The organism is Sphingomonas phyllosphaerae, from assembly GCA_036946405.1.
GTDB lineage: Bacteria > Pseudomonadota > Alphaproteobacteria > Sphingomonadales > Sphingomonadaceae > Sphingomonas > Sphingomonas phyllosphaerae_D.
Map to the genome: position 1 here is coordinate 2,471,171 of JAQIJC010000001.1, position 22,058 is coordinate 2,493,228.

A 22,058-nucleotide genomic window follows, 5' to 3' on the forward strand; every position below is an offset into this window, starting at 1 on the left:
AGCGGACGTTTAACAGCAAGGTTCGCGCTCCGTTCCTGTTCCTTGTTCCAACTTTGTTCGCGGCTGTCAACGGTCTATCGCGGGTTGCACCGTCCGGCCGCTTCGGCTAAGGCGCGCGCCTCAACCCCGCATGGGGAGCATCATCAACCGGTGCGCCGGCCTTCGAGGTCGCGTCACTCGCTCCCCAGAGGCTCAACCGGAAGGAAAACACATCATGGCGGCTCCTGTCGTCTCCATGCAGCAGCTCATCGAAACCGGCGCGCACTTCGGCCACCAGACTCACCGCTGGAACCCGAAGATGAAGCCCTACATCTTCGGCGAGCGTAACGGCGTCCACATCATCGACCTGTCGCAGACTGTGCCGCTGTTCGCGCGCGCGCTCGACTTCGTCAGCCAGTCGGTCGCCGCCGGTGGCAAGGTGCTGTTCGTCGGCACCAAGCGCCAGGCGCAGGAACCCGTCGCCGAGGCGGCGCGCCGCGCGGGCCAGCATTTCGTCAACCACCGCTGGCTGGGCGGGATGCTCACCAACTGGAAGACGATCTCGAACTCGATCAAGCGTCTGAAGAGCCTTGAGGAGCAGCTGTCGGGCAACACCGCCGGTCTCACCAAGAAGGAAGTCCTGCAGCTCACCCGCGAGCGCGACAAGCTCGAGCTGTCGCTGGGCGGCATCCGCGACATGGGCGGCATTCCGGACGTGATGTTCGTGATCGACGCCAACAAGGAAGAGCTGGCGATCAAGGAAGCCAACACGCTGGGCATCCCGGTCGTCGCGATCCTCGATTCGAACGTGTCGCCGGACGGCATCGCGTTCCCGGTGCCCGCCAACGACGACGCCGCGCGCGCGATCCGTCTGTATTGCGAGGCGATCGCGATCGCCTCGACCCGCGGCAACCAGCAGCAGCAGGCGAGCCGTGGCGTCGATCTGGGCGCGATGAGCGAGCCGCCGGCCGAAGAGGCGCTGGCCGCCGAGCCGGCCGCTGCCGAGGGCGAACCCGCCGCCGCGTAAGCGACGCGCGAATGTCATGGAGGCTCCGTAAGGGCCGGGGCCTCCCTGTTTCCCGTTCGGCGCGCGGCGATCGACCCGATCGTCGCGCGTCGACGCAATCAAAGCTGAGGACAGTCAAATGGCCGATATTACGGCAGCGATGGTCAAGGACCTGCGCGAGAAGAGCGGCGCGGGCATGATGGACTGCAAGAAGGCGCTCAACGAGACCGGTGGCGACACCGACGCGGCGCTTGACTGGCTGCGTACCAAGGGCCTGGCCGCGGCGCAGAAGAAGTCGAGCCGCACCGCCGCCGAGGGTCTGGTCGGCGTCGCCGTCGCCGGCACCAAGGGCGCAGCGGTCGAGGTCAACTCGGAAACCGACTTCGTCGCCAAGAACGAGCAGTTCCAGAGCTTCGTCCGCGACGTGACGCAGATCGCGCTGGCGACCGGCGGCGACGTCGAGGCGATCAAGGCCGAAGCGATGCCGTCGGGCACCACTGTCGCCGAAGCGCTGACCAACAACATCGCGACGATCGGTGAGAACCAGTCGATCCGCCGCGCGCGTCAGCTGAGCGTCGAGCAGGGCGCGGTCGTGGCGTACGTCCACAACCAGCAGGCGCCGGGGCTCGGCAAGATCGGCGTGCTGGTCGCGCTGGAGAGCACGGCTTCCGACGAGGTTCTGCAGGGTCTGGGCAAGCAGCTGGCGATGCACATCGCCGCCGCCTTCCCCAAGGCGCTGAACGAGAACGACCTCGACGAGGCCGAGATCGAGCGTGAGCGCGCGATCGCGACCGAGAAGGCGTCCGAGTCGGGCAAGCCGGCCGACATCATCGCCAAGATGGTCGAGGGCTCGATCGCCAAGTACCGCAAGGAGCACGCATTGGTCAGCCAGCTGTTCGTCATGGACGGCAAGACCAAAATCAGCGACGTTGTCGCCAAGGCCGGCAAGGACGCCGGTGCCGAGATCGTGCTGAAGGACTATGTCCGCTTCCAGCTCGGTGAGGGCATCGAGAAGGAAGTGTCGGACTTCGCGGCCGAAGTCGCCGCCGCTTCGGGCGTGCCGCAGGGCTGATCGGCTCCGGTCGACCCTTTGGGTTGGCCATCCGAACATAAAGTGCCCCGGTGAAAGCCGGGGCATTTTTTTTGGATCGTCGTGTGGTCGCGTGATTGGTCGCGGCGGCGTGATGGTATGCAGCCCAAATCGCTTCCCCACGACTGCCCGAAAACGACTCACCGCCCGGATCGTCGTCGCGAGCGCGTCTCCTTCTCGGGATCGTTGCGAAAGGTTGGGACCGCGCCCTTTTCAAGCCGTACCCCGGCGGAGGCCGGGGTCCAGTTGGACAAGGTATTCCAGCTAATAACAATCGCCTCTCAACTGGGCCCCGGCCTTCGCCGGGGTACAAGAAGGCGACTTTCGCAACGATCTCCTTCTCACGACACGATGATCTCCGCGGTCCTGCGTCGCGAACGAAAAGGGGGCGCCGGCTTGTGCCGACACCCCCAACGATCGAGCGGTCGCTCGTCGTGTCGTCTCAGGCGATCTGCGCGGTGTGGAAGCGCACCTTGCGGCGGCGCATCGCCATGCCGATCACGCCGAAGCCGGCCAGCATCATCGCCCAGGTGGCGGGCTCGGGCACCGCCGGCGTGACGATCGCGAACAGGTCGGCCGAGGCGGTCTTGCCCTCGCGGACCCGGAATTCGGTGTCGCTCTTCGAAACGAAGCCGTCGCCGTCGATGTTGCCGAAGCCGGTCAGCTTCACGCCGTAAGTGGTGCCGTTGGCAACGAACGTGCCGGTCGAGAAATTCGACGGAAGCGTCAGATAATCGGCGTTGTCGTCAGCCGTGCCGGTGTTCGACGTGCTGACGATGCCGAACGAGAACAGGCTCGAGAACTTGCCGATGTTCGGATTGGCGAAGGTCAGGTCAAGCGCGAGGTCGACGGCGTTGATCTCTGTGCCGTTCTTGACGGTGCCGTTGAAGTAGGTCAGCCGGCCGACCTTGAAAGGCGAGTTGTAGCCGCTCGAAAAGGTCGTCGCGTCGAACTTCAGCTTGTTCACGCCGACGTTGTCGATGGCTTCACCCCAGGTGATGCTGCTGGTGCCGATGCCGGTGGTCACTGCGGTGCCCGGCGCCGAGTTCTTGAACACTGCTTCGGTCGAGCCCGAGACATCAGCGGCATTCGGCGCGGCCAGCGCGGGAACGGGTGCGAGGGCGGCAATGACAGCAACCGCGATATAGTTCTTCGTCATTTCAGAAATCTCCCTTGTTTGTATGTAACGCTGCGTTGCCGTTCAACTAGTGACCGCTACTTGGAGTGGTCAACGTATAAACTGCCGAGACGCATGGCTGGGGAGTCGGATACTTCGCGCATCTAGCCCAGGAGCTTACTTTTCGGATATTTCAGACTTTTTTTACTTCCGGCGCGAGGGTTCGCAGCGCCGCGGTTCGGAGGGCAAGATCGTTCCTGTATCGTTATGAGACGATTAACCAACCTGGGTCGGTGACCAGGCGCAGCCATGATCGTGGGCACGACACCGGCAAAGTCCGATGTGCCGCTATCGACATGGAAACGAACCTTGCGGCTCCGCCACGCCCCGCCTAAGCCCTGTGCCGCGCAGACACTGAGCCGACGGACCAAAATGACCACTTCTCCCTATAAACGCATCCTGCTCAAGCTGTCGGGCGAGGTCCTGATGGGGCAGGGCGGACTGGCGATCGACACCGCGGTCACCGCGCGCGTCGCCGAGGAAATCGCCGACGTGCGCGCGAAGGGTTACGAGCTGTGCGTCGTCGTGGGCGGCGGCAACATCTTCCGCGGCATCTCCGGCGCGGCGAACGGCATGGAGCGTGCGACCGCCGATTACATGGGGATGCTGGCGACGGTCATGAATGCGCTGGCGGTGCAGAATGCGCTGGAGACGATCGGCGTCGACACGCGCGTGCAATCCGCGATCCCGATGCATTCGGTCTGCGAGCCGTTCATCCGCCGCCGTGCCGAGCGGCATCTGGAGAAGGGCCGCGTCGTGATCTTCGCGGCGGGCGTGGGATCGCCGTTCTTCACCACCGACAGTGGCGCGGCGCTGCGCGCGGCGGAGATGAATTGCGACGCCTTGTTCAAGGGCACCTCGGTCGACGGCGTCTATGATGCCGATCCGAAGAAGGTCGCCGATGCGAAGCGTTATGACACGGTCAGTTACGACATGGTGCTGGCAAAGAATTTGAAGGTGATGGATGCCAGCGCCGTGGCGCTGTGCCGTGATTCGGATATCCCGATCGTCGTGTTCAACATCCGCGAGCACGGCAATTTCGCCGCCGTGCTGGACGGGAAGGGCGTGTCGACGGTCGTGCAGAAGAAGATGGAGACTATCGATGCCCGCGTATGACAAGGCCGATCTCGAGCGCCGCATGAACGGCGCGGTCGAAGCGCTGAAGGGCGATCTGGGCGGATTGCGCACCGGCCGCGCCTCGACCTCGCTGCTCGATCCGGTGGCGGTCGAGGTCTATGGCGCGCACATGCCGCTCAACCAGGTGGCGACCGTTTCGGTGCCCGAGCCGCGGATGCTGTCGGTGCAGGTGTGGGACAAGAGCAACGTCGGGCCGGTGGAGAAGGCGATCCGTTCCGCCGGGCTCGGGCTCAACCCGATCAACGACGGCCAGACGCTGCGTCTGCCGATCCCGGACCTGACCGAGGAACGCCGCAAGGAGCTGGCGAAGCTGGCGGGGCAATATTCGGAGAAGGCCAAGGTCGCGGTGCGCAACGTGCGTCGCGACGGCATGGATGCGCTCAAGACCGACGAGAAGAAGAACGTCATCTCGGAGGACGATCGCAAGCGCCTGGAAACCGAAGTCCAGAAGCTGACCGATGCGACGATCACCGAGATCGATGCGGTATCGGCGGCGAAGGAGAAGGAAATCCTCAACAAGTGACGGCGCGCGCGCTTTGGGGACGGTTTTGATGGCGACCGCGGCGATCCCGCAGGCCGATCCCGCCGTCCTGCCGCGTCATGTGGCGATCATCATGGACGGCAACGGGCGCTGGGCCGCCGCCCGGCGGCTGCCGCGCGCGATGGGGCATCGCGCAGGAGTAGAGGCGGTGCGCGCGGTGACGCGCGCGGCGCGGTCGATGGGGATCGAGGCGCTGACGCTTTATGCCTTTTCCTCGGAGAACTGGCGACGGCCGGCGGATGAGATCGGCGGGCTGATGAAGCTGCTGAAGCTCTTCATCCGCAACGATCTGGCCGAGCTGGTGCGTGAGGACGTGCGGTTGCGCGTGCTGGGCGATTACCGCCGCTTCCCCGAGGATGTCGTCACGCTGATCGACGACGCGCTGGCGCGCACCGCGAACAATCGCGGTCCGATCCTCGCGATCGCGCTCAACTATGGCGCGCAGGCCGAACTGGTCGCCGCGGCGCGATCGTTGGCGGAGAGGGCGGCGAACGGTACGCTCGATCCGGCGGCGATCGACGCCGAGGCGATCGAGGCGCAGCTGGAAACGCATGACCTGCCGCCGCTCGACCTGCTGATCCGCACCTCCGGCGAACAGCGGCTGTCGAACTTCCTGCTCTGGCAGGCCGCGTACGCCGAGCTGCTGTTCGTCGACACCCTCTGGCCGGACTTCGATGCCGACGCGCTCGCGGCGGCGGTCGATGCGTTCGGTCGCCGCCAGCGCCGCTACGGCGGGCTGTGATCCGACCGGCATGAGCGACGACGCTCCGCTTCCGCCGACACCGGACGCCAAGTTGCGGACGCCGTCGAACCTGCGGCTGCGAATGATCGCCAGCGTGGGCATGATCGCGGTCGCCTCGATCGCGCTGGTGGTGGGCGATATCGCCTTCTGGCTGCTGGCGGTCGTCATCGCGCTGTTCATGATGGCCGAATGGTCGGACCTGCATCATGTCGACGCGCGCACCAAACGGCTGGCGCAGATGGCGCTGAGCGTGCCGCTGGCGACGATGGCCCCGGCATGGCTCATCATCGAGCCGCATGATTTCTTCACGCTTGGGCTGATCGGCGGGGCCGCGTTCTTCGTGGTGATCGTCACCAGGCTGCCGAAACTGGCGCTGGGCGTCCTGTATTGCGGGGTGCCGGTGTTGGCGCTGGTGGTGCTGCGCCGGCACGATGAGAACGGACTGCTCTATGCCTTTTGGGCGATGGCGCTGGTATGGGCGTGCGACATCGGCGCGTTCTTCGCGGGGCGGTCGATCGGCGGGCCGAAGCTGGCGCCGAAGCTGTCGCCGAACAAGACCTGGGCCGGGCTGATCGGCGGGACGATCGCCGCCGGAGCGTTGGGCCTGTTGCTCCATGCCACGGCGGGCTTGCCGCTCGGACTCGCGCTTTGTTCGCCGCCGTTGGCGGTGCTGGCGCAGCTCGGCGACCTTTACGAAAGCTGGCTCAAGCGTCGTGCGGGCGTCAAGGATTCGGGCAATATCCTGCCCGGCCATGGAGGTGTGCTCGATCGGCTCGATGGGCTGGTGCCGGTGGCGCCGGTCGCTGCGGCACTGGTGCTGGTTTTGACGGGCGTATCGGGATGAAGACGGTCAATATCCTCGGCGCGACCGGATCGGTCGGCACGTCGACGCTCGACCTCGTCGAACGCGCGCCGGAGGGGTTCCGGGTGCGTGCGCTCACGGCGAATTGCGATGTCGCCGGGCTGGCGGCAGCAGCGATCCGCACCCGCGCCGAACTGGCGGTCGTCGCCGACGAATCGTGCCTCGACGCGCTGCGTGGCGCGTTGGCGGGCACCGGCATTGCCAGCGCGGGGGGTGCGCAGGCGGTCTGCGACGCGGCGGCGAACGGCGCGGACCTGACGATGGGCGCGATCGTCGGCTGTGCCGGCTTGCGGCCGACGCTGGCCGCGATCGAACAGGGCGGGACGGTGGTGCTCGCCAACAAGGAGCCGCTGGTGTCGGCGGGCGCGATCATCACCGCGGCCGCGGCACGCCACGGTGCGACGCTGCTGCCGGCCGACAGCGAGCATAATGCAATCTTTCAGTGTCTCGATCGTACGCAGGTCGATCGCGTGCGGCGGATCATCCTGACCGCGAGCGGCGGACCGTTCCGCGACTGGTCGCTGGAAGACATGGCGGCGGTGACGCCGGCGCAGGCGGTCGCACATCCCAATTGGTCGATGGGCGCGAAGATTTCGGTCGACAGCGCAACGATGATGAACAAGGGGCTGGAGTTGATCGAGGCGGCGGCGCTGTTCCCGATCGACGCCGACCGGATCGAGATCGTCATCCATCGCCAGTCGGTAATTCACAGCCTCGTCGATTACGTCGACGGCTCGATGCTCGCGCAACTGGGGCCGAGCGATATGCGCGTGCCGATCGCGCATTGCCTCGCCTGGCCGGAGCGGATGGCGACGCCGATGGCCCCGCTCGATCTCGTGAAGATTGGCAGGCTGGATTTCGAAGCACCTGACCAAATGCGCTTCCGTTCGCTGGCGCTGGCGCGCGCCGCGGTCGAGGCCGGGGGCGCGCGACCGGCGATCCTGAACGCCGCCAATGAAGTGGCGGTGGCCGCGTTCCTTAAGGGAGCGATCGGCTTTCTTGAAATCGCCGCAATCGTCGACGATACGTTGCAGCGCTACGACCCGGCCGCGCCGGAAACGCTCGACGCGGTGCTCCACGTCGACGCGCAGGCGCGGCGATTGGCGGGCGAGCGCGTGAAGGATTGCGTGGCTTGATCCAGACACCCGGACTATTGCTGACCGTCTTCGCCTTCGTTCTGGTGATCGGTCCGCTCGTCTTCATCCACGAAATGGGTCATTATCTCGCCGGACGCTGGTTCGGCGTGAAGGCGGACGCCTTTTCGATCGGCTTCGGTCGAGAGGTGGCGGGCTGGACCGACAAGCGGGGCACGCGCTGGAAGCTGGCGTGGCTGCCGCTGGGCGGATACGTCAAGTTCGCGGGCGACATGAACCCCGCCAGCCAGCCGACCGGCGAATGGCTGGCGCTTCCCGCCGCGGAGCGCGCGCAGACGTTCCAGGCCAAGCCGGTGTGGCAGCGCGCGATCATCGTCGCCGCCGGGCCGTTCGTGAATTTCGTGCTCGCGATCCTGATCCTCGCCGGCTTCGCGATCGCTTATGGCGATGCGCGCACGCCGAGTCTGGTCGGGCAGGCGATCCCCGGCACGGCCGCGGCGGCCGCCGGCCTGCAGTCGGGCGACCGCGTGACGGCGCTCGGCGGACGGCCGGTCGAGACGTTCGAGGACATGGTCCGCTTCGTGAAGATCCGCGCCGGTGAGCGGGTGCGCGTCGATTACGTGCGCGGCACCACCGCGCGCAGCGTCGAGGCGGTGATCGGGACGCAGGAACAGCGCGACCGTTTCGGCAACAGCTACAAGGTCGGATTGCTCGGCATCGCGCCCGCCGCCCCTGTGATCGAGCCGGTCGGCGTGCTCGAGGCACCGGTGATCGCGGTGCGGCGCACCGGCCAGATCGTCGAGATGATGGTGGAGACGATCGGACAGATCATCTCGGGACGCCGCTCGGTCAAGGAACTCGGCGGGCCACTGTCGATCGCCAAGGTGTCCGGCGAGCAGATGACGCTGGGGCCAGACGCGTTCGTTTTCCTGATCGCGTTGGTGTCGATCAATCTCGGGTTCATCAACCTGCTGCCAGTGCCGATGCTCGATGGCGGGCATCTGCTCTTCTACGCGATCGAAGCGGTGCGGCGTCGGCCGGTGGCGCCGGAGGCGGTGGAATGGGCATATCGCGGCGGGCTGGTGGCGGTGCTGGCGCTGATGCTGCTGGTGACCTTCAACGATCTCGGCAACTACGGCCTGTGGCGGCATCTGGCCGGGTTGATCGGGTGAGCAAGGTAAGGCAGGGCGGCGCACGCGCCGTCGACCGCGCTGGGTTGGACGGCGTTTACTCTCGGGTAGGATTGCAGTGACGGTGTTGAACACTTCGACTTCGCGGGCGCGTGCCTCGGCGACCTTGCTGGGCTGCACCATGCTGGCCGGTGTGCCGCTGGCCGCGACCGCCCAGACGCGCCCGGCCGCCCAGGCGCCGGCACGCGCCGCGGCCACGACCCCCGCCGCTGCTCCGGCCGACGCCGCACAGGCGCCGGCGATCGCGCAGCCCGCCGCGCGCACGATCACGACGTTGCGCGTCGAGGGCACGCAGCGCATCGAGCCCGAGACGGCGCTCAGCTATACCAAGCTGCGGCAGGGCGACAGCTACACCAACGAGACGCTCGATCAGGCGATCAAGGACCTGTATGCCAGCGACCTGTTCGCCGACGTGCAGATCGACGGTGCGGCGACCGGTAACATCGTGATCCGCGTGCGCGAGAACCCGATCATCAACCGCGTGATCTTCGAAGGCAACAAGCGCCTGAAGGAAGACAAGATCGGCAAGGAGGTCCGCCTCAAGCCGCGCCAGATCTTCACCCGTTCGGCGGTGCGCGCCGACGTCGCGCGGATCATCGAACTGTACCGTCGGCAGGGCCGCTTCGCCGCGACGGTGCAGCCGAAGATGGTCAGCCTCGACCAGAACCGCGTCGACGTGATCTTCGAAGTCACCGAGGGACCGAAGTCCAAGGTTCGCCAGATCAACATCATCGGCAACCAGGTGTTCGACGATGGCAAGCTGCGCGCGCAGATGGCGACCAAGGAAGCGCGCTTCTATCGCCTGTTGTCGTCGGGCACGTCCTACGATCAGGACCGGCTCGCCTACGACCAGCAGAAGCTACGGCAATTCTACCTGACCGAAGGCTATGCCGATTTCCGCGTGACCTCGGCGGTGGCCGAGCTGACCCCGGACCGCAAGGACTTCATCATCACCTATGTGGTGGAAGAAGGGCCGCGCTATAAGTTCGGCGACGTCACCGTCGACAGCGACATCCGCGATTTCGACGGCAAGAAGCTCGCCGCCGGGCTGCCGATCAAGAAGGGCGACTGGTATAACGCCAAGGCGGTCGAGGACACGGTCGACAATCTGAGCGAGACCGCCGGGCTGTTCGGCTATGCCTTCAGCAACACGCAGCCCGAGTTCCAGCGGGACCGCGAAACGCTGACCATGTCGATCAACTTCCACATCGGCCAGGCGCAGCGTACCTATGTCGAGCGCGTCGACATCACCGGCAACACGCAGACGCAGGACAAGGTGATCCGCCGCGAAGTGCGTCTGGGCGAGGGCGATGCGTTCAACAGCTTCCAGGTAAAGCGCTCGCAGGACCGCATCAACTCGCTGGGCTTTTTCCAGGACAAGTTCGAGATCAAGCAGACCCCGGGTTCGGCGCCGGACCGCGTCGTACTCGACGCCAATGTCGAGGAACGCTCGACCGGGCAGTTGCAGCTCTCGGCCGGCTTCTCGAGCCTCGAGCGGTTCATCATTCAGGCGAACATCACGCAGAACAACTTCCGCGGCAAGGGGCAGACGCTCAGCGCGGGCGTCAACTATTCCACCTATTCGAAGTCGATCCAGCTCGGCTTCACCGAGCCATATGTGTTCGACAAGAACATCGCGCTGGGCGTCGACGTTTTTCGTCGCGATTACAACGCGTTCAATTTCATCGGGACCAACCGCAACACCACCTACAGCCAGGTTTCGACCGGTTTTCAGGTGCGGACCGGCGTGCCGCTGACCGAATATTGGCAGCTTGCCGGCCGATACGGCTTCTCATATGATGAAGTCGGTTTGGACCAGAACAGCTTCTATACCAACGGCAAGTGCGACCCGCTCAAGGCCGGGCGATATCTCTGCGATTCGCTGGGCAATCGCCTGACGTCCTCGGTCGGCTATTCGTTGATTTTCGACAGCCTCAACAGTCGCTTGCGCCCGACCGCCGGTCAGCGGTTCGTGTTCAGCCAGGACTTTGCCGGGCTGGGCGGGGATGTGAAGTACATTCGCTCGAAGCTCGACTTCTCCAAGTTCGTGAACATCGGTGGCGGGTTCATCGGCTCGTTCGTCGGCGAGGGCGGCTATATCAAGTCGCTTGAGAAGTCGCGGGGCGAGGGGGTCGACCGGATCCGCATCAACGACCGCTTCTATCTCGGCGAGCCGCAGTTCCGTGGCTTCGACATTCGCGGCGTCGGTCCACGCGTGCAGCGGCGTTATTACACGACCGATGCCGCGGGCAAGCAGGTGCTGATCACCGATCGCGACCAGCTGGTCGACGACGCGCTGGGCGGCACGGCTTATTACCTCGGCCGGTTCGAGGTCGAGATTCCGCTCGGCTCAGGCGCGCGCGAGATGGGGCTGCGGCCTTCGATCTATGCGCAGTTCGGCAGCCTGTTCAACATCACCCGGCCGCTGCCGACGGCGGTGTTCCCGACCACGACCGACGCCAGTGGCAACACGGTGGTGCTGCCGCTGCCGGTCAAGGACACCGCGGGCAATCCGCTCTACTCGTACGTCAATGCCGCGGGCGTGCTGGTGCCGACGACGTGCGCCGCCGGTATTCCAAACGGCAACGGCGGATGTAACGGTATCGTCCCCAACTCTCCGCAGATCGCGTCGCAGCCGTTCGAGGAGCGCTTCCTCGGCAATTCGGCACGGCCGCGCGTGTCGGTCGGTATCGGCGTGAACTGGAATTCGCCGTTCGGGCCGCTGCGCATCGATCTCGCCAAGGCACTGGTGTCGCAGGCAGGCGACGACCGCAAGCTCATCACCTTCAACGTAGGGACTCAGTTCTGATGACCAACTTCAAGCATATCCTGCTCGCCGCCGCGCTCGTGACGCCGGCCGCGTTCACCGCCGCCACCGCGACCGCGCAGGTCGCCGGTATCGCGGTCGGTGATCCCGAGGCAGCCGTCGCCAACTCGAAGGCTTGGGCGACCGCGCGCACGCAGATCCAGACCACCTACAAGGCGCAGCTCGATCAGGCGAACACGCGCCGGCAGGCGATCACGACCGAGCTGCAGCCGCTCGTCGCCGCATATCAGAAGGCCGCCGCCGCTCCGGGTGCGACCGAGGCGTCGCTGCGGACGCAGGCCCAGGCGATCCAGACCCGCGAGCAGAGCGCCAATGCCGAACTGCAGCGGCTGACCGCCCCGGCGAGCCGTGCGCAGGCCTATGCGATCGAGCAGATCTCGGCCAAGCTGCCCGACGCGGTGAACGGCGCGGTGCGCGCCAAGAACGTCAGCCTGCTGCTGCGCCCGAACGCGGCCTTGTTCGCGCAGCCGACCACCGACATCACCTCGGCAATCACCGCCGAGCTTGATCGTCTGGTCCCCACCGTAGGGATCACCCCGCCCGCCAACTGGCAGCCGGGCCAGCAGGGCGAGGGCGCTCCCGCCGCAGCGGCGACCGCTCCTGCCGCCCCGGCGGCGACGACGCGCGCGCCCACCGGCCGGTGAGCGAGAACACCACCGACACGACGGGCGGGCCGATCGGCCCGCTCGACATCGTGGACGTCATGAAGGCGCTGCCGCATCGCTATCCGATGCTGCTGGTCGACCGGGTCGAGGAGATCGTGCGCGATCGCTCGATCCGTGCGATCAAGGCGGTGACGATCAACGAAGGCTTCTTCCAGGGCCATTTCCCCGGACGTCCGATCATGCCGGGCGTGTTGATCGTCGAGGCGCTGGCGCAAGCGGCAGGCGTGCTCGCGGTCGAGAGCCTCGGTCTGGCCGGATCGGGCAAGCTGGTCTATTTCATGGCGATCGACGGTGCGAAGTTCCGCAAGCCCGTCGAACCGGGCGTGCTGCTGTCGCTCGAGGTCGAGTTCGTCCAGAAGCGTTCGTCGGTGTGCAAGTTCGCCGGCGTCGCCAGGATCGACGGACAGGTGGCGGCGGAGGCCAATTTCACGGCGATGATCGCAGACCCGCCCAAGCGCGCCTAGGGTGTGATCCACCCCGCTTGAACCATCTCCCGCCGTCACCCCGGACTGGTTCCGGGGTCCACCGTCCCGCAAGAGCAACCGCCCGTGTGCTGGCGGAACGGTGGATGCCGGAACGAGTCCGGCATGACGGGTGGCGACCCTACTTCAGCCGGGATGGATCACACCTTGGCCCGCCACAACAGGCTTTGACTTCGGCGCGCGTTTCGATTAGGCGCGCGCCTTCCTTTCAGGCTGGTCGGAACCAGCCATTTCGGAGCACGACCATGAAGAAAGACACGCATCCCGACTACCACATGATCAAGGTCCAGATGACCGACGGCACCGTGTACGAGACGCGCTCCACCTGGGGCAAGGAAGGCGACACGATGACGCTGGAAATCGATCCGCTGGCGCACCCGGCTTGGACCGGTGGTCGTGGTCAGCTGCTTGACTCGGGCGGCCAGGTCGCGCGCTTCAACAAGCGCTTCGGTGGCGGGCTCACGCTGCGCAAGTAATCGCGATAGCCTTAACTTCGCGTTAAGCATGGCGGCGTAGGCTCGCCGCCATGTTCGCAGCCGAATATACCCCTGCCGTCCGCCCGTTCCGCCGCAGCAAGCGTGCGCGACTGGAGCTCGAAACACCCGCAGAGCAGAGCGGCATGGCCCGCACGCTTTGCAAGGTCGTCGACCTTTCCGAACATGGGTGTCGGCTGCTCACCTTCTCCAGCATGGATCGCAACCAGCCGATCTGGCTCAACCTGCCCGGGCTGGGCATGATCGCTGCGATGGTGGTGTGGGCAGACGATCTCGTCGCCGGCTGCGTCTTCGCCTCCCCGCTATCCGCCGACGCCTTCAACGCGCTGGTGAGCCGCCACGGGCTGCTTCACTGACCGCACCCTAGATAGGCGTCGACGCGTTCGGCGGTGCCGGGCGGGACGTGCAGCGCGAGCTTGCTGCGTCGATAGAGGATGTCTTCGGCGCTGCTGGCCCATTCTTCCGCGCGCAAATAGTCGACTTCGCGGCTGGACAGGCCGCCGCCAAGATCTTCGCCGAGGTCCGCGAGACTCTGCGCATCGCCAAGCAGGTGTTCCGTCCTGGTGCCGTACGCGCGTGCCAGTCGGCGGAGCAGGTCGGGAGGAAGAGCGGGGTAGCGGTGTTGCAGCGCTGCGAGGTAACGACCGAAATCGGCGTCGGGCATGTCGCCACCGGGTAGTGCCGCGCCTGCGGTCCATGCCGGTCCCGCGGCGGGGAAGAAGCCGGCGAGTTCCTGAAGCGCGTGCTCGGCGAGCTTGCGATAGGTGGTGATCTTGCCGCCGAAGATGCTCAGCATCGGTGCGCCGTCGGCACCTGTATCCAGATCGAGCACATAATCGCGGGTCACCGCCGAGGCGTTGCTGGCGTGATCGTCATAGAGCGGGCGGATGCCGGAATAGCTCCACACGATGTCATCCTCGGCCACAGGCCGCTCGAAATAGCGGGCGATCGTGGTGAGCAGATAATCGGTTTCCTGCTGGTCGATCGCGGCGCGGCCGGGTTTGCCCTGCCATGCCTCGTCGGTGGTGCCGACCAGCGTGTAATGCTGCTCATAGGGGATCGCGAACACCACCCGGCGGTCGGGGTTCTGCAGCAGGAAGGCGTGGTCGCCGTCGTACAGGCGCGGCACGACGATATGACTGCCCTTGACCAGCCGAACCCCGCGATCGCGACGCGCGTCTGGGACCGTGCCGAGCACATCCGCCACCCACGGCCCGGCGGCGTTGACCAGCGCGCGAGCGCGCACCTCGCGACGCCCCCCGGCGTCGGCGATCGTCGCCGTCCAGCCCTTTCCGTCGCGTCGGGCATTGATCAGCCGCATGTGCGTCAGGATGGTCGCGCCACGATCGGCGGCATCGCGCGCGTTGAGCACGACCAGCCGGCTGTCCTCCACCCAGCAATCGGAATAGACGAACGCCTTGGGATCGCCCGGCTTCAACCCCTTGCCGACCACGTCGCGATCGAGCGCCACGGTGCGCGTCGCGGGCAGGCGCTCACGGCCGCCGAGGTGATCGTAGAGGAACAGGCCGAGCCGCACCAGCCAAGCCGGACGCGGAGAGTTGCTTTGCGGGAGCACGAACTCGAGCGGCCAGATGATGTGCGGCGCCATCCGCCACAGCCGCTCGCGCTCGATCAACGCCTCGCGCACCAGGCGGAATTCGCGATATTCGAGATAGCGCAGCCCGCCGTGGATCAGCTTGGTGGAGGCGGACGACGTGTGGCTGGCGAGATCGTCCTGCTCCACCAGCATCACCGACAGCCCGCGACCCGCGGCGTCGCGCGCGATGCCGGTGCCGTTGATCCCGCCGCCGACGATCAGCAGGTCGACGTCGGTGACGGTGGGTGGGGTCGGATGCTGCACGAACGGCGCCTCATAACGGTTGATAAACGATAACATACGGCAAGATGGTTCGATGCTTCAAACCTGCATTGACCTTGGCCGCAAACACAGGAAGGTATCGCGGAGCGCCCGCATGAGGCGCAAGGGGAGGACAGGCGTGACGGGGCAGCATGGCTTCAGGGGCGAGTTGATCGCGGAGGCGCTGGCGGTGGCGATCATCATCACGCTGGGCGATTCCGCGGCGGCGATGCTGATCCTCTACGATCCCAGTCCCTATGCGACCGCTTATTGGGGCGTGTGCATCGCCTGGGGACTGGCGGTGACGCTGGCGATCTACGTGACCGGGGCGGTGTCGGGCACGCACGCCAATCCGGCGGTGACGCTGGCGCTGGCGATCTTCCGCGACTTTCCCAAGCGCAAGGTGCTGCCCTATGTCGCGGCGCAGGTGGTCGGCGCGATGATCGGCGCGGCGCTGGTCTATCAATTGTTCGGCCCGGTGATCGAGGCGTTCAACACCGCGCACGGCCTCACCCGAGCCGGCGGAGGGGCGGCCGGCGTGTTCTTCACCGCGCCGGGCGCGCATATCACCCCGGTCCATGCCTTCTGGGACGAAGTGGTGCTGACCGCGATCCTACTGCTGGGCATCTTCGCGATCACCGACGAGTTCAACACGCAGGCGCCGATGGCGAATGCCAGCGCGCTCATCATCGGGCTGCTCGTCGCGTGCATCGGGGCGTCGGCGGGATATCTGGAGGGCTGGCCGATCAATCCGGCTCGCGACTTCGGACCGCGGCTGTTCTGCTGGCTGATGGGCTGGGGAGACAGCGCGCTGCCCGGGCCCGGTAATTATTGGTGGGTGCCGATCGCCGGGCCGCTGGCGGGTGGGGTGACCGGCGCGGCGATCTATCAATATCTGGTGCGGCCCTATCTGCCGCCGCGCGCACGCGCGTGACCGACGAGGAGAAGAAGGTGGCGGGTCCGCAACATATTCTGGCGATCGATCAGGGAACCACCTCGACGCGGGCGATCGTCTTCGACGCCGGCACCAATCCGGTTTCGACCGCGCAACGCGAGTTCGCGCAACATTATCCGCAGCCGGGCTGGGTCGAGCACGATCCGGAAGACATCTGGCGCGACACGCTGGCGACTGCACGCGAGGCGGTGGCGGACAGCGGCGTCGGCGCGGCCGGCATCGCCGGTATCGGCATCACCAACCAGCGCGAAACGGTGGTGGTCTGGGACCGCGCCACCGGCAAAGCGATTCACAACGCGATCGTCTGGCAGGACCGCCGCACCGCCGAACTGTGCGCGCGATTGAAGGAAGCCGGGCACGAAAGCGACGTGCGCGCGAAGACCGGATTGTTGCTCGACCCCTATTTCTCGGCGACCAAGCTGGCGTGGATCCTCGACCATGTCGATGGTGCGCGGGCGCGCGCGGAGCAGGGCGAACTGGCGTTTGGGACGATCGACAGCTTCCTGTTGTGGCGGCTGACCGGCGGCGCGGTCCATGCGACCGACATCACCAACGCCAGCCGCACGTTGCTCTACGACATCCATGCGCAACGCTGGGACGAGGCGCTGTGTGCGTTGTTCGACGTACCCATGGCGTTGTTGCCCGAGGTGCACGACAACAGCCATATCTTCGGCCATACCGCAGACGGGCTGTTCGACACGGCGATCCCGATCGCAGGCGTGGCGGGCGACCAGCAGGCGGCGCTGTTCGGGCAGGCGTGTTTCGCGACGGGCATGGTCAAATCGACCTATGGCACCGGTTGTTTCATGCTGCTCAACACCGGCGAAGAGGCGGTGACCTCCGAGCATCGACTGCTGACCACGCCCGCCTATCGGCTGGACGGGAAGGTGACCTACGCCCTCGAAGGCTCGATCTTCATCGCCGGGGCGGCGGTGAAATGGCTGCGCGACGGGATCGGGGTCATCACCCATGCGCGCGATACCGATGATATGGCGACACAGGTGCCCGACAGCCACGGCGTCTATATGGTCCCGGCGTTCGTCGGGCTGGGGGCGCCGCATTGGGACCCGGACGCACGCGGCGCGATCTTCGGGCTGACACTGGGATCGACGCAGGCGCATCTGGCGCGCGCGGCACTGGAGGCGGTCGGATATCAGACGATGGATCTCGCCGATGCGATGGTCGCCGACGGCGGCGATCCGCCGGCGACGATCCGCGTCGATGGCGGGATGGCGGCCAACGACTGGCTGTGCCAGTTCCTCGCCGACATGTTGCAGGTGCCGGTCGAGCGCCCGCAGCATCTCGAGACGACCGCGCTGGGCGCGGCGTTCCATGCCGGGCTGGCGACGGGCGTGTGGAAGGATCAGGACGCATTGGCGGCGACCTGGGCGCGTGGCGCGTGCTTCGAGCCGAGGATGACCGGGGAAGCGCGCCGGACGCTGGCGGAAGGCTGGCACGCGGCGCTGGCCAAGACGCTGTCGGTACGGAACTAGCGAAGGGAGGGTCGTCGCCCCGGATAGGGTCCGCGGCGACGCCGATTCAGCGGGCTGCCTTATTATCCAGCCGCGGCACCAGCAGGTGCACGAGCAACAGCGCGATCAGATAAGCGCTGCCGGCCCACAGGAACACCGGAACATAGGTGCCCACCGTTTCCAGCACCTGGCCGACGTATTTGGCCATGATCATGCCGCCAACCGCGCCGGCCGCGCCGCCGATCCCCATCACCGAGGCGATCGAGGTGCGCGGGAAGGTGTCCGACACCATCGTGTAGAGGTTCGAGGACCAGCCCTGATGCGCAGCGGCTGCCAGACCGATGATCGCCACCGCCGCCGTCAGGCTCGATACGCTGCTGGCGAACACGATCGGCGTCACCAAGATCGCGGAGGCGAGCAAGGCGAGCTTTCGCCCGGCGTTGACGCTGAAGCCGCGCTTGATGAGCGCCGACGAGAGCCAGCCGCCGCCGATGCTGCCGACGTCGGCAAGCAGATAGACGGCGATCAGTGGCGGGCCGAACGTCTTGAGGTCCAGCCCGTGGCGCTTGGCGAAGAAGTCGGGCAGCCAGAAGAGGAACAGATACCAGACCGGATCGGTCAGGAACTTGGCGATCACGAACGCCCAGGTCGCGCGGCGGCGAAACAATTGCCCCCACGGGATCGGCGCCGTGCCAGCGTCATTGTCCTGATCGGCGGTGATATAGGCCAGCTCCTGCGCGCCGACCCGTGGATGCTGTGCGGGGGCTCGATAGAAGAGCAGCCACGCCGCCAGCCACAGAAAACCCAAGCCACCGGTGATGAGGAATGCCGCCTGCCAGCCGTAGCTAAGCGCGATCATCGGCACGACGATCGGTGTCGCGATCGCACCGACATTGGCACCGGCGTTGAGGATGCCCGCCGCCAGTGCGCGTTCCTTTTTGGGGAACCACTCCGCCACCGACTTGATGGCCGCCGGGAAATTGGCCGCCTCGCCCAGTCCCAGAGCAAAACGTGCCATCGCGAACCCACCGGGGCTGCGCACCAGCGCGTGAACCATGGCTGCGACGCTCCACAAGGTGATCGCCGCGGCATAGCCGAGCTTCGAGCCGACCTTGTCGATGATCGGGCCGCACGCCAGCAGCCCGATCGCATAAGCGGCCTGAAACCAGAAGACGATCGTGCCGTAATCGATCTCGGACCAGCCGAGCTCCGACTGTAGCGTCGGTTTGAGGATGCCGATGACCTGCCGATCGATGTAATTGATCGTGGTGGCGAAGAACAGCAGGGCGCAGATCACCCAGCGGATGTTGCCACCGGCCTTGAGTGGAGCAGGTCGTTGATCGGTCATCGGCATCCGTCAGGTCAGAGCTGGAAGTTGATCGCGAGCGCGTAGGTACGCCCGAAATAGGCCGTGTAGAGCGGATCCTGTCGGACGGTATCGACGGTAAGCCGATTGGTTTCGTTGGTGATGTTCGAAACCTCCGCGATCAGCTTGATGTTTTCGGTAAGATTGTACGAGGCCGAGGCGTCGACGAAGATCGAGCTGGCATTCGAGGAGGAATCCGCGTCGATCGAGCCGCTGGGCACGGCCGTCAGGAACGAGGAACGATAGTTGAGCGTCGAGCGGATGCTGAACTTGCTGTCTTCGTAATAGAGCGTGCCGCTCGCGGTTTCGCCCGACAGTCCGACCAGCGGCGCGACGCGGGTTCGGCCATTGCCGAGCAGATAGGTGATGTTCGAGCGGACGCGCGTGAAGTTGCCGAGCGCGCCGAAGTTGCTGAGCGCGCCGGGCAGGAAGCGGAACGGCAACTGGACGTTGACCTCGAACCCGCGCAGCGGCCCGCCCGGCGTGTTGACGTTACGCTGCACGCTGAACAAATCGGTCGGGCGCAATTGGGTACCCGACAGCAGCGACAGCGGGAGGCCGATATCCTGGAACGGCACCAGCTGCGGCAGCGCCTGGATGTAGGTTTCGATGTTCTTGTAGAAATAGCCGACCGAAATCAGCGAGCCGGGCGAGAAATACCATTCGAGCGCGGCGTCGATCGTGTTGGCACGGATCGGGTCGAGGAACGGGTTGCTGAACGAGGCGGTCTGGATGACGAGGTTCGCCGAGCCTGCCGGAATGAGCTGACCATAAGACGGTCGCGACATCACGCGTGCGGCCGAGAAGCGTGCGATCAGTTGCGGCGTGATGTCGAGGGCGAGGTTTACCGCGGGCAACCAATCCTCGTACGACCGGCTCACTTCCGAGATCACGAACCGCGACGAATAGGTCGATCCGGCCGGCGCGGCGGTGGTGATCGGGCCGTAGGTGTCGAGATCGGTGTGGACGTAGCGGACGCCCGCGTCGCCGCGCAGCCCGAAGGGCAGCACATCCTTGGTGTCGAAGCGGACCATCAGATAGCCCGACTTGTATTTCTCGTCGACGCCGCCGTACGTGCCGCGCGCGCACTCGATGCTGCAATAGGCGTAATTGTCGAGCCCGACGGCGTTGCGGAACTTGGTCGGGTCGACGGAGACGAAGTCCTGCAACTGTCCGTCGAGGTTCTTGCCGATACCCGATGTGGTGTAGGTGAAGTCGGCGATCGAGACGCCGGTCGGCAGGGTCAGCGGCGTGGTGGTGCCGAGCTGGCGTTCGCGCGCCGTATATTTGTTGGTGCGGTACTGGCCGCCCGCCACGACGGTAAAGCCCTGTGCCGCCTCCCACTCGCCGTTCAGCTCGAACGTCTTGCTGAGGATGACGTTGCGGCGGATGAAGTTGGACAGCTGGCCCTGCTGGTCGCCGTTGGTGAGCGGCGGGCCGTAACGGAACAGCGCGGGGTTGGTGGTGTCGATCCCGTATTCGATCTTCGGGATGTCGGGATTGTCGCGGAAGTCGATCGACCAGTTGCGTGTGTCGTTCGAGTCGATCGCGACCTGAAGCCGGTTCACGTCGAGCCGCGACTCGTTGATGCCGACGAGGCCGAACAGCCGGACCGTATCGGAGAACCGATGGTCGAAGTTGAGGTTCGCCTGCCGGTATTCGGACGTGAAGCGCTCCTCCTGCATCTCCGATCGCAGGTCGACGCCGTCGAACAGGCCGTGGATCAGCGAACCGTTGTCGTCGACCTCGATCTCGCGCACCGACGTCAGCGGCTGACCATTGTTCGAGATCGCGCGGCCGAACGAGCGGGCATCGAAATAGGCGTCGAGGCGATTGACCTTGAAGCGCGAGTAGAGGCCGTCGAGCGAGATGTCGGTGTTATCGCTCGGCTTCCATTGCAGGGTCAGCGTCCCGGCGAGACGTTGCTGGTCCTGGCTGCTCTTCACGGGGCGGGGGAGGCGCGGCAGGTAGACCCCACCGCCCGGCCGCCCGCTAACGCCGGTGCGGCTCATGATGTAGTCGTACGCCGCGGCGGTGCTGGTGCGCGGGTTGTTGGTGCTGCAATTGTTGGCGTCGGCACCGATCGGCACGCCGTTGGGCTGCGTATAGCCGGGCACCGGACTGTTGGTGGCGAGCCCGCGGTAGCTGTAGCCGACCGGCGTGCAGAACGGGAAGATCACCCCGGCGTTCGCCGCGCCGGTCGGCGCCGCCTGGCCGTAGACATAGGTCGGCACGACATCGACCGCCGAATAAGCATATTCGTCGATGTGCCGCTTCGAATAGGCGATGCTGCCGAGGATGCCGAACGTGTCGCCGAACTTCTTCGACACGATCGCGGAAAGGCGCGGGTCGACGTCTTTCCTGATATCGTTGTAGATCCCGCGCGCGGTGCCGGAGAGGACGAAATCCTTCTTCTGGTCGAATGGCCGCGGCGCGCGCAGGTCGACGGTCGCGCCCAGCGAGCCTTCCTCGACATCGGCGGACATCGTCTTGCGGACCGACAGCGCGGAGAAGATTTCGGTCGGGAAGGTGACGAAGTCGAACGACCGCCCGGTCGCGACGCCGCCGCGGATATCGCTGCCGCTGACCTGCGACACGCCTTCCATGCCGTTGATGCGGACACGCGTGAATTGCGCGCCAAGCCCACGCACCGAGATGTTGCGCCCCTCGCCGCCGTCACCGCGCGACAAGGCGACGCCCGGAATGCGCTGCATCGATTCGGCGAGGTTGGAATCGGGGAATTTGCCGATATCCTCGGCGACGATGCTGTCGATCGCCGCGGTTTCGTTGCGCTTTTGATTGAGCGCGTTGTTCAGCGCGGCGCGGAACCCGGTGACGACGATGTCGGCGACTTGGCCCTCGGGCAGGTCCTGATCGGCGCTGGCTGCGGTGGGTGAGGGCGCCTGGCCGGCGGTCGTCTGCGCGGCGAGCGGCGCGGCGGCGACCATGCTCATCAGGCTGATCGAGACATACAGATGGCGCTTATAGCGGTGCTGACTGGTCAAAGGCCCTCTCCCTGGCGGCCGGCACGCTGCGTCATGCAATTCGGTCGCTGCCTTGTGCCAGTCGCCCGAGCGTGTCCTGCCCGAGTTGTCAGGTAGCATTGTCAGTCCATGCTGAC

General features: G+C 65.9%; 19 protein-coding genes. 15 read left to right on the forward strand and 4 right to left on the reverse strand.

Going from position 1 to position 22,058, the window contains the following annotated elements:
- Positions 1-214 precede the first annotated feature (214 nt).
- The gene (gene rpsB, locus PGN12_11870) at positions 215-1,006 is read left to right on the forward strand and encodes a 30S ribosomal protein S2 (GenBank protein MEH3104593.1); all 792 of its coding nucleotides are present in this window, start codon (positions 215-217) and stop codon (positions 1,004-1,006) included.
- 118 nt (positions 1,007-1,124) lie between these two features.
- On the forward strand, positions 1,125-2,057 hold the full coding sequence (gene tsf, locus PGN12_11875; protein MEH3104594.1) for a translation elongation factor Ts: 933 nt from the start codon (positions 1,125-1,127) through the stop codon (positions 2,055-2,057).
- A gap of 460 nt (positions 2,058-2,517) precedes the next feature.
- Here the strand turns inward: tsf and PGN12_11880 are convergent, their stop codons facing one another.
- The gene (locus PGN12_11880) at positions 2,518-3,234 is read right to left on the reverse strand and encodes a choice-of-anchor K domain-containing protein (protein MEH3104595.1); all 717 of its coding nucleotides are present in this window, start codon (positions 3,232-3,234) and stop codon (positions 2,518-2,520) included.
- A 390-nt stretch (positions 3,235-3,624) separates the two neighbouring features.
- On the opposite strand from PGN12_11880, the gene pyrH reads away from it, so the two are divergent.
- The 11 genes from pyrH (at position 3,625) to PGN12_11935 (ending at position 13,642) form a co-directional block, all read left to right on the forward strand.
- Positions 3,625-4,368 carry a UMP kinase gene (pyrH, locus tag PGN12_11885; protein MEH3104596.1) on the forward strand — a complete coding sequence of 248 codons (744 nt, stop codon included), beginning with the start codon at positions 3,625-3,627 and terminating at the stop codon, positions 4,366-4,368.
- A complete protein-coding gene (gene frr, locus PGN12_11890; protein MEH3104597.1) occupies positions 4,355-4,912 on the forward strand; it encodes a ribosome recycling factor in 558 nt (185 codons plus the stop codon). Before pyrH ends, frr begins: the two co-directional genes overlap by 14 nt.
- A gap of 28 nt (positions 4,913-4,940) precedes the next feature.
- The gene (locus PGN12_11895) at positions 4,941-5,672 is read left to right on the forward strand and encodes an isoprenyl transferase (protein ID MEH3104598.1); all 732 of its coding nucleotides are present in this window, start codon (positions 4,941-4,943) and stop codon (positions 5,670-5,672) included.
- Between the two features lie 10 nt (positions 5,673-5,682).
- The gene (locus PGN12_11900) at positions 5,683-6,516 is read left to right on the forward strand and encodes a phosphatidate cytidylyltransferase (protein MEH3104599.1); all 834 of its coding nucleotides are present in this window, start codon (positions 5,683-5,685) and stop codon (positions 6,514-6,516) included.
- Complete coding sequence (locus tag PGN12_11905) at positions 6,513-7,670, forward strand: 1-deoxy-D-xylulose-5-phosphate reductoisomerase (GenBank protein MEH3104600.1); 1,158 nt, start codon at positions 6,513-6,515, stop codon at positions 7,668-7,670. Before PGN12_11900 ends, PGN12_11905 begins: the two co-directional genes overlap by 4 nt.
- Entirely contained in the window at positions 7,667-8,800 is a 1,134-nt protein-coding gene (locus PGN12_11910) for a M50 family metallopeptidase (protein MEH3104601.1), read from the forward strand. The genes PGN12_11905 and PGN12_11910 overlap by 4 nt, the downstream gene beginning before the upstream one ends.
- 139 nt (positions 8,801-8,939) lie before the next feature.
- Entirely contained in the window at positions 8,940-11,627 is a 2,688-nt protein-coding gene (bamA, locus tag PGN12_11915) for an outer membrane protein assembly factor BamA (GenBank protein MEH3104602.1), read from the forward strand.
- Entirely contained in the window at positions 11,627-12,289 is a 663-nt protein-coding gene (locus tag PGN12_11920) for an OmpH family outer membrane protein (protein ID MEH3104603.1), read from the forward strand. The genes bamA and PGN12_11920 overlap by 1 nt, the downstream gene beginning before the upstream one ends.
- The gene (gene fabZ / locus PGN12_11925) at positions 12,286-12,774 is read left to right on the forward strand and encodes a 3-hydroxyacyl-ACP dehydratase FabZ (protein ID MEH3104604.1); all 489 of its coding nucleotides are present in this window, start codon (positions 12,286-12,288) and stop codon (positions 12,772-12,774) included. Before PGN12_11920 ends, fabZ begins: the two co-directional genes overlap by 4 nt.
- A gap of 263 nt (positions 12,775-13,037) precedes the next feature.
- Complete coding sequence (gene rpmE, locus PGN12_11930; protein MEH3104605.1) at positions 13,038-13,268, forward strand: 50S ribosomal protein L31; 231 nt, start codon at positions 13,038-13,040, stop codon at positions 13,266-13,268.
- 50 nt (positions 13,269-13,318) lie between these two features.
- On the forward strand, positions 13,319-13,642 hold the full coding sequence (locus PGN12_11935; GenBank protein ID MEH3104606.1) for a PilZ domain-containing protein: 324 nt from the start codon (positions 13,319-13,321) through the stop codon (positions 13,640-13,642).
- Here the strand turns inward: PGN12_11935 and PGN12_11940 are convergent.
- On the reverse strand, positions 13,636-15,147 hold the full coding sequence (locus PGN12_11940; GenBank protein ID MEH3104607.1) for a glycerol-3-phosphate dehydrogenase: 1,512 nt from the start codon (positions 15,145-15,147) through the stop codon (positions 13,636-13,638). The genes PGN12_11935 and PGN12_11940 overlap by 7 nt on opposite strands.
- Positions 15,148-15,283: 136 nt before the next feature.
- Between PGN12_11940 and PGN12_11945 the strand changes: the two genes are divergently transcribed.
- Both PGN12_11945 and glpK read left to right on the forward strand, forming a co-directional pair.
- Entirely contained in the window at positions 15,284-16,078 is a 795-nt protein-coding gene (locus tag PGN12_11945) for an aquaporin family protein (protein ID MEH3104608.1), read from the forward strand.
- A gap of 17 nt (positions 16,079-16,095) precedes the next feature.
- Positions 16,096-17,592, forward strand: a complete 1,497-nt coding sequence (glpK, locus tag PGN12_11950) for a glycerol kinase GlpK (GenBank protein MEH3104609.1) — start codon at positions 16,096-16,098, stop codon at positions 17,590-17,592.
- Positions 17,593-17,638: 46 nt separating this feature from the next.
- On the opposite strand, the gene PGN12_11955 is transcribed toward glpK, so the two are convergent.
- Together PGN12_11955 and PGN12_11960 are read right to left on the reverse strand one after the other, a co-directional pair.
- On the reverse strand, positions 17,639-18,919 hold the full coding sequence (locus tag PGN12_11955) for an MFS transporter (GenBank protein ID MEH3104610.1): 1,281 nt from the start codon (positions 18,917-18,919) through the stop codon (positions 17,639-17,641).
- Positions 18,920-18,933: 14 nt separating this feature from the next.
- The gene (locus tag PGN12_11960) at positions 18,934-21,942 is read right to left on the reverse strand and encodes a TonB-dependent receptor (protein ID MEH3104611.1); all 3,009 of its coding nucleotides are present in this window, start codon (positions 21,940-21,942) and stop codon (positions 18,934-18,936) included.
- Positions 21,943-22,058: the final 116 nt, after the last annotated feature.

Excerpts from the sequence above, each read along its gene's own strand:
- tsf (MEH3104594.1), top strand. The coding sequence starts at position 1,125 with ATGGCCGATATTACGGCAGCGATGGTCAAGGACCTGCGCGAGAAGAGC.
- PGN12_11920 (MEH3104603.1), top strand. The coding sequence starts at position 11,627 with ATGACCAACTTCAAGCATATCCTGCTCGCCGCCGCGCTCGTGACGCCG.
- PGN12_11880 (MEH3104595.1), bottom strand. The coding sequence starts at position 3,234 with ATGACGAAGAACTATATCGCGGTTGCTGTCATTGCCGCCCTCGCACCC.
- rpsB (MEH3104593.1), top strand. The coding sequence starts at position 215 with ATGGCGGCTCCTGTCGTCTCCATGCAGCAGCTCATCGAAACCGGCGCG.
- rpmE (MEH3104605.1), top strand. The coding sequence starts at position 13,038 with ATGAAGAAAGACACGCATCCCGACTACCACATGATCAAGGTCCAGATG.
- PGN12_11935 (MEH3104606.1), top strand. The coding sequence starts at position 13,319 with ATGTTCGCAGCCGAATATACCCCTGCCGTCCGCCCGTTCCGCCGCAGC.
- frr (MEH3104597.1), top strand. The coding sequence starts at position 4,355 with ATGCCCGCGTATGACAAGGCCGATCTCGAGCGCCGCATGAACGGCGCG.
- PGN12_11955 (MEH3104610.1), bottom strand. The coding sequence starts at position 18,919 with ATGACCGATCAACGACCTGCTCCACTCAAGGCCGGTGGCAACATCCGC.
- PGN12_11905 (MEH3104600.1), top strand. The coding sequence starts at position 6,513 with ATGAAGACGGTCAATATCCTCGGCGCGACCGGATCGGTCGGCACGTCG.
- pyrH (MEH3104596.1), top strand. The coding sequence starts at position 3,625 with ATGACCACTTCTCCCTATAAACGCATCCTGCTCAAGCTGTCGGGCGAG.
- PGN12_11895 (MEH3104598.1), top strand. The coding sequence starts at position 4,941 with ATGGCGACCGCGGCGATCCCGCAGGCCGATCCCGCCGTCCTGCCGCGT.
- bamA (MEH3104602.1), top strand. The coding sequence starts at position 8,940 with ATGCTGGCCGGTGTGCCGCTGGCCGCGACCGCCCAGACGCGCCCGGCC.
- PGN12_11900 (MEH3104599.1), top strand. The coding sequence starts at position 5,683 with ATGAGCGACGACGCTCCGCTTCCGCCGACACCGGACGCCAAGTTGCGG.